Raw genomic sequence first — 12,600 nt, forward strand, 5'->3', positions numbered from 1 at the left:
CATGGATCGATCGATGAACCTGAAAACCCAAGCCGTGCGGGCACTCGCCGTGGCGAGCCTCGCCGGCCCGCTCGCGGGCTGCGCCTGGTTCGCGCCGAGCGGCGAGCCGCCCGCGATGCCGTCGCCCGCGCACTACGGCACCACGCCGCAAGTCCAGCAGACCGTGTCCGCGCAAGGCGTCGCGCAGCAGTTCGAGGTCGGCGCGCAACCGGTGCCCGACTGGTGGAAGCAGTACCGCTCCGATGCGCTGAACGCGCTCGTCGACGAAGGGCTGCGCAACAGCCCGACCTTGAGCGCGGCATCGCACTCGCTCGATGCCGCGCGCGAACAGTTGCGCGGGCAGATCGGCAGCTCGATGCTGCCGTCGATCGACGCGGGCGGCCAGGCCTCGCGCCAGCGTGCGCTCGGCGTGCCGATTCCCGCGCTCGGCGCGCCGACGCTGTTGTACGACACGTTCGTCGGCCAACTGCAGGCGAGCTACACGATCGACCTGTTCGGCGCGTCGCGTTTCGCGAACCGTGCGCTGGCGCGGCGCGTCGACGTCAGCGCGTTCCAGCTCGAATCCGCGCGGCGCGCGCTGGCCGCGAACATCGTCACCGCGTCGATCACGGTATCGGTGCTCAATGCGCAGATCGGCACGACCGAGCGGCTCGTCGCGCTCGCCAACGACCAGGCGCACGATGCCGAACGCCGCTACGCGCTCGGTTCGGCCTCGCGCAGCGACGCGCTGAACGCACGGCAAAGCGCCGACACGTTCGCGGCGAGCCTGCCCGCGCTGCGCCAGCAGCGCGACTCGGCGCGCCATGCGCTCGCGGTGCTGATCGGCCGCACGCCCGACCAGCCGCCGGCCGATCTCACGCTCGCCGATCTGCGCCTGCCCGAGCAAGTACCCGTCGTCGTGCCGTCCGACCTGCTGCAAAGCCGCCCGGACATCCAGGCGGCCGACGCGGGGCTGAAGGCCGCCGCGGCCGAAGTGGGCCTCGCGACCGCGCAGATGTTCCCCCAGCTGTCGCTGTCGGCCGCGATGGGCAAAGGCGGCTTCAGCTGGCCGGCGATGCTGTCGGGCGCCGGCGCGATCTGGAACGTCGGCGCGTCGCTGAGCCAGCCGATCTTCCATGGCGGCGCGCTGCTCGCGCAGCGCCGCGCGGCGAAGGCGACCTACGAAGCCGCGGTCGACCAGTACAAGCAGGCCGTGCTCGGCGCGTTCCAGAACGTCGCCGATTCGCTCGCGGCGCTCGAGCATGACGCGGAGGCGCTCGACGCGTCGTCGCGCGCCGCGCTGTCCGCGCGCGGCGCGTACGACGACGCGGCGGCCCGCGTGCGGCTCGGCGCGCTGCCGCCGTCGGCCGCGCGCGCCAGCGAGCTGCAGTACCGCAACGCGCGGCTCGACGAGATCCGCGCGACCGGCGCGCGGTTCGCGGATACCGCGCGGCTTTACCAGGCGATGGGCACGCCGCCGGTCGACCAGGCCGGCCGGTCCGGCAAGACCGCCCCTGCAACCGGCGACGCCGCAACCGGCCAGCAAGCGCGCGCCGCCACCGCCGGCACCCCGCCTTCGCCGCAATAAGCCGGCCCTGCCGTCGGGTGCGCGCGGCATTTCCCCGCGCACCCGATTCCCGATCTTCCGCTTGACCCTCACGTAGCGTAACGTTCGAGACTCCAGTGTGCGACCCGAACGGAGGAACGAATGCGACTGAAAGTGGGAGAACTGGCGAAACGCAGCGGGCTGACCGTCCGCACGCTTCATCACTATCACGCGATCGGTCTGCTGACGCCTTCGGCGCGCGCCGACAACGGCTACCGGCTGTACGACCGCCACGACATCGCCCGGCTCCACCAGATCCAGGCGCTGCGTCGCTTCGGCCTGTCGCTCGCCGAAATCGGCAACCACCTGAACCAGCCCGACACCCCGCTCGTCGAGATCGTCGCGAAGCAGATCGCGCTGCTCGACCGTCAGCTCGCGCAGACCGCGCAGCTGCGGGAAAGGCTCGTGAGCCTGCATGCGCAGCTCGCCGCGGGCACGGAGCCGGAGCTGGCCGATTGGCTCACCACACTGGAGTTGATGACCGTGTACGACAAATATTTTTCCGAGGAAGAACTCGCGCGCCTGCCGATGTACCAGAAGAGCCAGGCGGGCGACGCCGAATGGATCGCACTCGTCGACGAGATGCGTGCGCTGCACGATGCGGGCGTGCCCGCCGAGAACGAACGCCCCCGTGCGCTCGCCAGCCGCTGGATGTCGCTGCTCGTGCGCGACACGAACAACGACCCGCGGCTGCTGGCGAAGCTGAACCTGATGCACGAGCATGAACCGGCGATGCAGTCGAAGATCGGCATTTCGACCGCGCTGCGCGACTATGTGCTGCGCGCGTCGTCGGAAACCAAGATGCGGATCTTCGAGAAGTATCTCGCACCGGACGAGATCCGTTTCATGCGCGCCCACTACGGTGAAAGCGCGATGGCATGGCCGCAGCTGATGGGCGACGTGCGCGACGCGATCGATGCGGGCGCCAGCCCGGATTCACCGGAAGGCCGCGCGCTCGCGCAGCGCTGGCTCGCGCTGTTCTGCAGCTATGCCGGCAACGATCCGGCCACGCATGCGAAATTCCGCCAGGCGATGATGAACGAGCCGTCGCTGACGCAGGATTCGTGGATCGACGACACGCTGATCGGCTTCGTGCGGGAGGCGATGACGCAGCTTGCGCCTGCGCGTTGAGTGCGTTGAGTGCGTTGAGTGCGTTGAGTGCTTGACCATGCGGGCGGCAGGCGGGTTTCCCGTTTGCCGTCCGTTCACCCTTCGCAGCCGGTGACCTCGCCGTTGCGATGTGTCAGTCCGGTTCGCCGACACCGTCATCGATGAACGCGAGCAGGTCGCCGGGCTGGCAGTCCAGATAGCGGCAGATTGCCTCGAGCGTCGCGAAACGGATGCCCTTGACCTTCCCTTGCTTGAGCAGCGACAGATTCTGTTCGGTGATGCCGACGGCCGCCGCGAGATCCTTCGAGCGGACCTTGCGCGTCGCGAGCATCACATCGAGCTTGACCACGATCGACATGGCGCGCCTCAGACGAACTGTCGATGTTCGGCATCGAGCTCGCTCGCCTGCCGGAGAATGTGCGCGATGACCGCAATGCAGGCCGCGGTGAACAGCGCGACCACGTATGGCAGGCTGAAGCCGATACTGACCACGCGATGGCCGACCGGCTCGCGCAGCGTCGCCCACACGCTCAGAAGCGGTTCGCACAGCAGGCTCAGCAACACCCACAGCCCGATCGCACGGCCCGTCTTGCCGAGATGGCCGGCCGCTTGCGCGGAGAAATAATCGCGGCGCGCGTAGGTGCGGAACAGCGCGCGCAGATGACGCAGGCCGTTCGCGAGCGCGATCAGCGGCACGCTCGACAGCAGGATGCCAACCGCCTTCTGCCACCACGGGAAGGCGGCGACGTCCACGTTCAGGTTCGACATCACCGAATCGGTGAGGCCGAATACGAGGCCGGGCCCGGAGGCCGCGTTCAATGACGGAAACGCCCAGCACGCGGCGTTGAGCACCAGCATGCCGACGATGAACCACAGCGTGACGGTGGCCATTTGCTGGCTGATACGGGCGATACGATCGGAATGCATGCGAAGTCCTCGACAGGGAATGAACATGCGTCGAGTGTACACCGGCAATTATCGTTAAACGATAATTAATTGTTGTATTTTTATGATTTCCTATCGCATGGCACGCTCAAGCTCGTCTCGACAGTCGCGTGTCGGGCGCACCACCGCGCGCCGAGTGCGCGCCTATCGATAGGCGCGCACGCTGATCCCGTGCCAATGCTTCGTCATGTAGCGCAGAAACGCAGGTTGGGCTTTCAGGTCCGCATTCGGCACGGGTGCCGCGCCGCCGTCCATGAACTTGCCGTTGACCGTCACGGTTTCCTCGCCGCGCAGCACGTACTTCGTGCCCTGGTCGACCAGGAAGTACTTGACCTGGTCGGCACTGACGTCGCCGCGGCAGCCGATCTTGTACGCGAACAGGAACTGCTTGCGGCCGTTGCCGAGCAGGTCGCGCATTTCGATCGACGCGGGCACAACGTCGAGGATCACGTCGACCGGGCATGCCTTCACGTAGTCACGTACGGTCCAGTCGGGCCGGCCGTCGAGCGTCGCGGCCACCTTGAGTTCGACGTCGTCGCCGGATTCGGTCCTGGCGAGCGTCACCGCGTGTGCACCGGCCGCGTCGGTCCATGTGTATTCGGCGGCCGCTGCCGGGTTGGCCAGCGCAGCAGCTGCGACGAACAGGCAAGGCGAAAGGAAGTGTCTTTTCATTGGCGATGGGATCCGGATCGAACGCGCCATTATCGGCAAAGCCGCCTGCCGCTGCCAGTTGCGCCTGGCGCCCGTGCCGCTTACCGGTCGCGCGACCCGAGCCCGAGCGCCCTCATCCGCCGGTACAACGTCCGCTCGCTCATGCCGACCTGTTCGGCGAGCGCCTTGCGCGTGCCGTCGAACGTGCGCGCGATGCGCACGAGTTCCGCGTCCGACACGCCGCGCGCATCGGCCGTATGGTCCTGCGGCGCCGCCGATGCGGCGACCAGCTCCGCTGGCAGATGCTCGATCCGGATCGTCCCGTCGTCCGCGAACAGGCACGCGCGTTCGAGCACGTTGCGCAGCTCGCGGATGTTGCCCGGCCACGCATACGCTTCGAGGCACGCCCGTGCGGGCTCGGTCAGCACGAACGGCCGGGCCGCGAACGGCCGCGCGCTCCCGTCGCCCGCACTGGCTCGCGCGTTCGCGATCCGCCGCAGGATCGATTCGGCCAGCAGCGCAATGTCCCCGCGCCGGTCGCGCAGCGCCGGCAACGGAATCGGAAACGCATTGATCCGGTAATAGAGGTCCTGCCGGAACCGGCCGTCGTCGATCATCTCGCGCAGCGGTTTGTGCGTCGCTGCGACCAGCCGAAAATCCGCGCGCAGCGCCTCGACGCCGCCGACGCGGCGGAACGTGCCCGACTCGATCAGGCGCAGCAGCTTCACCTGCATCGGCAGCGGCACGTCGCCGATCTCGTCGAGGAACAGCGTGCCGCCCTGCGCGGTTTCGACGAGGCCCGGCTTGCGCTGGTTCGCGCCGGTGAACGCGCCCTTCTCGTACCCGAACAGTTCGCTCTCGAACAACGTCTCGGCGATCCCCGAGCAATCGACGACGACGAACGGTCCCATCGCGCGGTCGCTCGCCTCGTGCAGCGCGCGGGCGAACAGCTCCTTGCCGGTGCCCGATTCGCCGAGCAGCAGCACCGGCAGCATCGAAGGTGCGACGCGCTGCAATGCGCCGAGCGCCGCATTGAACGCGTCCGCGCCGCCGACGAGCCCTTCCGCACTCGGCTGCGCGGACGCGCTGCGCACCGTCGTCAGCCGCTCGACGTACGCGATCACGTTGCCCTGCGCATCGAAGATCGGCCGCAATTCGACGTCGACATGCTCGGGGCCGCGCGGCGTGTGGTGGATGTGCAGCACGCGGTTCAACCCGCGCGATTCGAGCGCCTGCTTCATCGGGCAATGCTCGCCGGCCTGGTCGCACGGCACGTCGTAGTGATGCGAGACCTGGAAGCAGTGCCGGCCCACGTGCTCGACGCCCGCGACGCCGAACTGGCGCCGGTACGCGTCGTTCGCCGCGAGAATGCGGTAGTCGGGATCGACGACGATCATCGGTTGCGGATCCTGCTCGAGATACGCGACGAGCGCGCGCACGTCGGGCATGACGTCGCGGCGCGGCGCGGGGACGATCGGGATGGTGTCGTGCGGATTCATGCGGACGCTCGGTGTAGGGTCTGCCTGACGAACTGCCACGCAGACTGCTAATTCTGCCACGGCACTGCCAGTTGTGGCAGTCCACCGTGACGAACCGGTGCCAGCGACACCCGCGTATCGCTGCGGCCGCACCGAAAATCCGAGCCGAATCAAGTCCCTGGCAGATCGGCCGGACCTGCGATGCAGGCTGGCACGCTTCTTGAGTTACTGATCCCGATTGCAGATGCAGAACCCGATCGAGGACACCCCGTGAGCAACGCCCCCACGCTGTCGGTCGAAGGCTTTTTCGACCCGGCGACCCACACCGTCAGCTATCTGCTGCTCGATACCGCGAGCCGCGCGTGCGCGCTGATCGACAGCGTGCTCGACTACGACCCGAAATCCGGCCGCACGCACACGGCGAGCGCCGACCGGCTGATCGCCCGCGTCGCCGAACTCGGCGCGGACGTGCACTGGCTGCTGGAAACCCATGTGCACGCCGACCACCTGTCGGCCGCACCGTACCTGAAGGAACACGTCGGCGGCCAGATCGCGATCGGTTCGCACGTGCGCCGCGTGCAGCACGTGTTCGGCACGCTGTTCAACGCGGGCCCCGGCTTCGCGCACGACGGCCGCCAGTTCGACCGGCTGCTCGACGACGGCGACACGCTCGCGCTCGGCGCGCTGACGATCCGCGCGCTGCATACGCCGGGCCATACGCCCGCGTGCATGACCTACTACGTCGACGATGCGACGCAGCGCGCGGCCTTCGTCGGCGACACGCTGTTCATGCCCGACTACGGCACGGCCCGCTGCGACTTCCCCGGCGGCGACGCGCGCACGTTGTACCGCTCGATCGCGCGCGTGCTCGCGCTGCCGCCCGACACGCGCCTGTACCTGTGCCACGACTACCAGCCGGGCGGCCGCAACGTGCAGTTCGAGACGACCGTGGCCGAGCAGCGCCGCGCGAACGTGCACGTGAAGGACGGCGTGAGCGAGGACGATTTCGTCGCGATGCGCACCGCGCGCGACGCCACGCTCGCGATGCCCGTGCTGATGCTGCCGTCCGTGCAGGTCAACATGCGCGCCGGCCACCTGCCCGAGCCTGAAAACAACGGCGTGCGCTACCTGAAGATCCCGCTCGACGCGATCTGAGCCGCACGCCCCACCCGGAGAACCCCGACATGACCATCCGCCAGCTGACCGACACGCTGTCGGTCTCGCCGCAGATCGCGGCGGCCGACCTGCCCGCGCTTCACGCGGCCGGCATCCGCGCGATCATCTGCAACCGCCCCGACGGAGAAGGCCCCGACCAGCCGACCGTCACCGAGATCCGCGCGGCCGCCGCGCCGCTCGGCATCGACGTGCACTACCTGCCGGTCGATACGGGCAAGGTGACCGACGACCAGGCCGCGCAGTTCGGCGCGCTCGTCGCGTCGCTCGAAGGCCCGGTGCTCGCGTATTGCCGCAGCGGCACGCGCTCGGCCACGCTGTGGGCGCTGTCGCAGGCCGGCCTGCGTCCGCTGAACGACATCGTCGCGACGGCCGGCGCCGCCGGCTACGACCTGCGCGCGCTCGCCTCGCGCGTCGTGCAAGGCGGCAAGCAGGCGGCACCGGCCGTCGACGCGCGGCACGACATCGTGATCGTCGGCGCGGGCGCAGCCGGCATCGCGGTCGCGTCGAGCCTGCTCGCGCGCGATGCGTCGCTCGACATCGCGGTGATCGATCCGGCCGACGTCCACTACTACCAGCCCGGCTGGACGATGGTCGGCGCGGGCGTGTTCCGGCCCGAGACCACCGCGCGCCGAATGACCGACGTGCTGCCGCGCGGCGTGCAGCGGATCCAGGCCGCCGTCGCGGGCTTCGAGCCCGACGCACACACCGTCGTGCTCGACGGCTGCCGCCGCATCGGCTATCGCAAGCTCGTCGTGTGCCCGGGGCTCAAGCTCGACTGGCACGCGATCGAAGGGCTCGCCGACACGCTCGGCCGCAACGGCGTCACGTCCAACTACCGCTACGATCTCGCGCCGTACACGTGGGAGCTCGTGCGCGCGTTCCGCGGCGGCAACGCGCTCTTCACGCAACCGCCGATGCCGATCAAGTGCGCGGGCGCGCCACAGAAGGCGATGTACCTGTCGTGCGACCACTGGCGGCGCGCGGGCCGCCTCGAGGCCGCGAACGTCGAGTTCCTGAATGCGGGCGCCGCGCTGTTCGGCGTCGCCGACTACGTGCCCGCGCTGATGGAGTACGTGAAAAGCTACGACATCGCGCTGTCGTTCGGCCACAACCTCGTGTCGATCGACGGGCCCGCGCGTCGCGCGACGTTCGCGCGCGCGCTGCCGGACGGCGGCAAGGAAACCGTCGTGCGCGCGTTCGACATGATCCACGTCGTGCCGCCGCAGAAGGCGCCCGACTTCGTGCGTTCGAGCCCGCTCGCCGACGCGGCCGGCTGGATCGACGTCGATCCGGCGACACTGCGCCACAAGCAGTTTCCGGACATCTACGCGCTCGGCGACGCCACCAACACGACCAATGCGAAAACGGCCGCGGCCGCCCGCAAGCAGGCGCCGGTGGTGGCACACAACCTGCTCGCATCGCTCGGCCACGCGCAGGGCGACGCCGCGTACGACGGCTATGGCTCATGCCCGCTCACGGTTGAGCGCGGCAAGATCGTGCTCGCCGAATTCCTGTACGGCGGCAAGGTCGCACCGACCTTCCCCGCGTGGCTGATCGACGGCAAGCGTCCGTCGCGGCTCGCGTGGCTGCTCAAGGAACGCGTGCTGCCGCCGCTCTATTGGAAGGCGATGCTCAAGGGCCGCGAATGGCTCGCGAAGCCCGCGATCGCACGTTGACCGGAGCGCGATGACGTCATGCTGATTTCCCTCGTACTCGGCGGTTTCGTCGGCGCCGTGCTCGGCCTGACCGGCGCCGGCGGCGGCATCCTCGCGGTGCCCGCGCTCGTCGTCGGGATGAGCTGGCCGATGCAGCAGGCCACGCCCGTCGCGCTCGTCGCGGTGGCCGGCAGCGCCGCGCTCGGCGCGCTCGAAGGTTTCCGCCGTGGGCTCGTGCGCTACCGCGCGGCGCTGCTGATGGCTGTGGCCGGCGTGCCGCTGACCACGCTCGGCGTGCGGCTCGCGCATGTGCTGCCGCAACGCCTGCTGCTCGCGCTGTTCGCGCTGACGATGCTGGTCGTCGCCGGCCGCCTGTTGTTGCAGTCGCTGCGGCACGCGCCGGTCGACGCGGAAGCGTCGCCGCTGTGCGTCGGCCGCGTGAATCCCGATACGGGCCGGCTCGTCTGGTCCTGGCCGGTCGGCGTCGCGCTTGCGTCGACCGGTGCGATGACCGGCCTGATGACGGGGCTGCTCGGCGTGGGCGGCGGCTTCGTGATCGTGCCGATGTTGCGCAAGTTCACGAACGTGTCGATGCACGGCGTGGTCGCGACGTCGCTGATGGTGATCGCGCTCGTCGGCACCGGCGGCGTGTTCGCCACGCTCGTGTCGGGCACGCGCGCACCGCTCGACGTGACGTTGTGGTTCACCGTCGCGACCGCGCTCGGCATGGCCGCCGGCCGCGGCGCGTCACGCCACCTCGCCGCCCGGCACGTGCAGGCCGGGTTCGCGGTCGTGCTCGTGTGCGTCGCGCTCGGGCTGCTGGCGAAGGCGGCGTTCCGCGCATGAAGCGGCCACGGCCGGGCACGGTAATCGAAGCCATGCCATGCCGTGGCGCTGGCGCCCCTCGTCCGTCGCAATCGCATCCTGACCGGGGCCGATCCACACGCAACGCCACCCAAACAAAACGCCCGGCCCGACTCATCGTCGGCACCGGGCGTTTTCCATGGCGATCACGACCTGAACGTCAGGTCGCGAACCCCGCCATCCGCTTGCGCTCCTGCCGCAGCATCACGAAGTTCGCGATCACGACGCCGGCCGTCACCGCGACGATGAACAGCGTCGCGAGCGCGTTCATTTCCGGGTTCAGCCCGAGGCGCACGCGCGAGAACACGACGAGCGGCAGCGTCGTCGAACCGGGGCCCGACAGGAACGCCGACAGCACGAGGTCGTCGATCGACAGCGTGAACGACAGCAGCCAGCCCGCGATCAGCGCCTGCGAGATCAGCGGCAGCGTGATCGTGAAGAACACCTTCAGCGGCGTCGCGCCAAGATCGAGCGCGGCTTCTTCCAGCGACGGATTCAGCTCGCGCACGCGCGACTGCACGATGATCGCGACGTACGAGATGCACAGCATCACGTGGCCGAGCCAGATCGTGAAGATGCCGCGCTCGGCCGGCCACCCGATCCACTTCGCCAGCTCGATGAACAGCAGCAGCAGCGAGATCCCCTGGATCACCTCGGGAATCACGAGCGGCGCGTTGATCATCCCGCTGAACAGCGCGAAGCCGCGAAAGCGCCCCATCCGCGCGAGCACGAAGCCGGCCCACGTGCCGATGAACACCGACGCGAACGCGGTCAGCACGCCGATCTTCAGCGACAGCCACGCAGCCGTCAGCAACTCGTCGTCCTCGACGAGCGCCGAGTACCACTTGAACGAGAAACCCGACCACACGGTGACGAGCTTCGACTCGTTGAACGAATAGACGATCAGGCTGATGATCGGGATGTACAGGAACGCGAAGCCGGCAAACAGCGCCGCGAACTGCAGGTAACGATTCGGCTTCATCGACGGGCCTCCTGCTCCTTCGCCTGGAAGTGCTGGAACATCGCCATCGGCACGAGCAGCAGCAGCACCATCGCGCAGGTCACCGCCGACGCCATCGGCCAGTCTGCGTTGTTGAAGAACTCATTCCACATCACGCGGCCGATCATCAGCGTGTTCGCGCCGCCGAGCAGCTCGGGAATCACGTACTCGCCCACCGCCGGGATGAACACGAGCAGGCAGCCCGCGATGATCCCGTTCTTCGACAGCGGCAGCGTGATCTGCACGAACGCCTTCCAGGGTTTGGCGCCCAGGTCGTACGCGGCTTCGAGCAGGCGCAGGTCCATCTTCACGAGGTGCGCGTAGAGCGGCATCACGAGGAACGGCAGGTACGAATAGACCATCCCGATGTACACCGCATAGTTGGTGCGATACAGCTCGATCGGCGTGTGCGTGAGGCCGATCCACATCAGGAAGTTGTTCAGCAGCCCGTTGTTCTTCAGGATGCCGATCCACGCGTACACGCGGATCAGGAACGACGTCCAGAACGGCAGCATCACGCCCATCATCAGCAGGTTGCGGGTCGCCGGGTTCGAGCGCGCGATGTAGTACGCCATCGGATAGCCGATCAGCAGACACAGCAGCGTCGTCACGGCGGCCACCCACACCGAGTTCACGTAGGTCGCGAAATACAGGCTGTCGGTAAACAGGAACGCGTAGTGCGACAGGTTCAGCGCGACGTGCACGACGCCGTCGGTGTACGACGCAAGCTCCGTGTACGGCGGGATGCCGAGCTGCAGCTCCGCGAAACTGATCTTGACGACCAGCACGAACGGCACGAGAAAGAACAGCACGAGCCACGTGAACGGCCCCGCGACGACCGCCGTGGCGCCCGTCAGGTTGAAGCGCCGCACCGGCCACTCGAGCAGGGACTTGAACGCGCTCATGACGTCAGCACCACGCCGGCAGTCGCGCTCCAGCGCACGTAGATCTCGTCGCCGAGCGCCGGCGTGTCGAGCTCCGAAATCGCGAGGCTCGACACGTTCGCGATCACCGTCTTGCCCGCTTCGAGCTTCACGTGATACAGCGAATAGCCGCCCATGTACGCGACGTTGCTGATCCGGCCGCGGGCCCAGTTGAACGCGCCTTCGGGCGGCTTGCGCGTCAGCGCGATCCGTTCGGGGCGCACCGACACCGTGACCGGCATCCCGAGCGGGCCCGAAATCCCGTGGCTCACGTACAGCCGGCTCGGCAGCTCCGGCGACTCGATATACACGTGGTCGGGTTCGTCCTCGACGGTCACGCCGTCGAACAGGTTCGTCGAGCCGATGAATTCGGCCGAGAAGCGGCTGTTCGGATATTCGTACACTTCGTTCGGCGAGCCGATCTGCACGATCTGCCCTTCGCTCATCACCGCGAGGCGATTGGCCATCGTCATCGCCTCTTCCTGGTCGTGCGTGACCATGATGCAGGTGACGCCGACCTTGTTCAGGATGTTGACGAGCTCGATCTGCGTGCGCTGACGGATCTGCTTGTCGAGCGCGGACATCGGCTCGTCGAGCAGCAGCAGCTTCGGCCGCTTGACCAGCGAGCGCGCGAGCGCGACGCGCTGCTGCTGGCCGCCGGACAGCTGATGCGGCTTGCGCTTCGCGTACTTGCTCATCTGCACGAGTTCGAGCGCCGAAGCGACGCGCTCCTTCAGCTCGGCCTTCGGCGTGCCTTCCTGCTTGAGACCGAACGCGACGTTCGACTCGACCGACATGTGCGGGAACAGCGCATACGACTGGAACATCATGTTCACGGGCCGCTTGTACGGCGGCATCTGCGCGAGGTCCTCGCCGTCGATCAGGATCTTGCCCGACGTGACCGTCTCGAGGCCCGCGAGCATCCGCAGCAACGTCGACTTGCCGCAGCCCGAGCTGCCGAGCAGCGCGAACAGCTCGCCCTGGCGCACGGTCAGGTTGACGCTGCGCACGGCTTCGGTGTCGCCGAATTTCTTGACGACGTCGACGATCTGGACAAAGTTCTCGGCGCGCGCATCGGCGCGGGAGGAGGAAACGGAGGACGGTGCGCCCACGACCGGCGCACCCGACTGGCTATTCATGATGTGCTGCTTCTCTCCTGCGTTGAACGAACAAAGCCCCCGGGGACACCAGGGGCTTCATGACTGCTGGGAAC

At 68.2% G+C, this 12,600-nt stretch carries 12 protein-coding genes; 5 read left to right on the forward strand and 7 right to left on the reverse strand.

Annotation, left to right across the window (positions count from 1 at the left end; translation table 11 throughout):
- The first annotated feature begins 1 nt into the window (after nucleotide 1).
- Together ACPTTC_RS10115 and ACPTTC_RS10120 are read left to right on the forward strand one after the other, a co-directional pair.
- Nucleotides 2–1,567 carry an efflux transporter outer membrane subunit gene (locus ACPTTC_RS10115; RefSeq protein WP_423392384.1) on the forward strand — a complete coding sequence of 522 codons (1,566 nt, stop codon included), beginning with the start codon at nucleotides 2–4 and terminating at the stop codon, nucleotides 1,565–1,567.
- 120 nt (nucleotides 1,568–1,687) lie between these two features.
- Nucleotides 1,688–2,716, forward strand: coding sequence for a MerR family transcriptional regulator (locus tag ACPTTC_RS10120; RefSeq protein ID WP_423392385.1), 1,029 nt, complete (start codon nucleotides 1,688–1,690; stop codon nucleotides 2,714–2,716).
- Between the two features lie 112 nt (nucleotides 2,717–2,828).
- Here ACPTTC_RS10120 and ACPTTC_RS10125 read toward each other — a convergent pair whose 3' ends face one another.
- The 4 genes from ACPTTC_RS10125 to ACPTTC_RS10140 all read right to left on the reverse strand — a co-directional run bounded on the left by ACPTTC_RS10125 (nucleotide 2,829) and on the right by ACPTTC_RS10140 (nucleotide 5,790).
- A complete protein-coding gene (locus ACPTTC_RS10125) occupies nucleotides 2,829–3,053 on the reverse strand; it encodes a helix-turn-helix domain-containing protein (RefSeq protein WP_423392386.1) in 225 nt (74 codons plus the stop codon).
- A gap of 8 nt (nucleotides 3,054–3,061) precedes the next feature.
- Nucleotides 3,062–3,622 (reverse strand): DUF2975 domain-containing protein, encoded by a 561-nt coding sequence (locus tag ACPTTC_RS10130; RefSeq protein WP_226240639.1) that lies wholly within the window; start codon nucleotides 3,620–3,622, stop codon nucleotides 3,062–3,064.
- 162 nt (nucleotides 3,623–3,784) lie between these two features.
- Nucleotides 3,785–4,312, reverse strand: a complete 528-nt coding sequence (locus ACPTTC_RS10135) for a M949_RS01915 family surface polysaccharide biosynthesis protein (RefSeq protein ID WP_423392387.1) — start codon at nucleotides 4,310–4,312, stop codon at nucleotides 3,785–3,787.
- A gap of 80 nt (nucleotides 4,313–4,392) precedes the next feature.
- The gene (locus ACPTTC_RS10140; RefSeq protein WP_423392388.1) at nucleotides 4,393–5,790 is read right to left on the reverse strand and encodes a sigma-54 interaction domain-containing protein; all 1,398 of its coding nucleotides are present in this window, start codon (nucleotides 5,788–5,790) and stop codon (nucleotides 4,393–4,395) included.
- 249 nt (nucleotides 5,791–6,039) lie between these two features.
- Between ACPTTC_RS10140 and ACPTTC_RS10145 the strand changes: the two genes are divergently transcribed.
- From ACPTTC_RS10145 to ACPTTC_RS10155, 3 genes are read left to right on the forward strand one after another with little or no spacing between them, the layout of a single operon-like run.
- On the forward strand, nucleotides 6,040–6,924 hold the full coding sequence (locus ACPTTC_RS10145; protein WP_423392389.1) for an MBL fold metallo-hydrolase: 885 nt from the start codon (nucleotides 6,040–6,042) through the stop codon (nucleotides 6,922–6,924).
- A 29-nt stretch (nucleotides 6,925–6,953) separates the two neighbouring features.
- Complete coding sequence (locus tag ACPTTC_RS10150; protein WP_423392390.1) at nucleotides 6,954–8,621, forward strand: TIGR01244 family sulfur transferase; 1,668 nt, start codon at nucleotides 6,954–6,956, stop codon at nucleotides 8,619–8,621.
- 18 nt (nucleotides 8,622–8,639) lie between these two features.
- Nucleotides 8,640–9,446, forward strand: coding sequence for a sulfite exporter TauE/SafE family protein (locus ACPTTC_RS10155; protein WP_423392391.1), 807 nt, complete (start codon nucleotides 8,640–8,642; stop codon nucleotides 9,444–9,446).
- Between the two features lie 178 nt (nucleotides 9,447–9,624).
- Here ACPTTC_RS10155 and ACPTTC_RS10160 read toward each other — a convergent pair whose 3' ends face one another.
- From ACPTTC_RS10160 to ACPTTC_RS10170, 3 genes are read right to left on the reverse strand one after another with little or no spacing between them, the layout of a single operon-like run.
- Complete coding sequence (locus ACPTTC_RS10160) at nucleotides 9,625–10,446, reverse strand: ABC transporter permease subunit (RefSeq protein WP_175971828.1); 822 nt, start codon at nucleotides 10,444–10,446, stop codon at nucleotides 9,625–9,627.
- Nucleotides 10,443–11,369, reverse strand: coding sequence for an ABC transporter permease subunit (locus ACPTTC_RS10165; protein WP_423392392.1), 927 nt, complete (start codon nucleotides 11,367–11,369; stop codon nucleotides 10,443–10,445). The genes ACPTTC_RS10160 and ACPTTC_RS10165 overlap by 4 nt, the downstream gene beginning before the upstream one ends.
- A complete protein-coding gene (locus ACPTTC_RS10170; RefSeq protein WP_423392393.1) occupies nucleotides 11,366–12,526 on the reverse strand; it encodes an ABC transporter ATP-binding protein in 1,161 nt (386 codons plus the stop codon). The genes ACPTTC_RS10165 and ACPTTC_RS10170 overlap by 4 nt, the downstream gene beginning before the upstream one ends.
- Nucleotides 12,527–12,600 lie beyond the last annotated feature (74 nt).

Source organism: Burkholderia mycopellens, from assembly GCF_964265025.1.
In the GTDB taxonomy this organism is placed as follows: domain Bacteria; phylum Pseudomonadota; class Gammaproteobacteria; order Burkholderiales; family Burkholderiaceae; genus Burkholderia.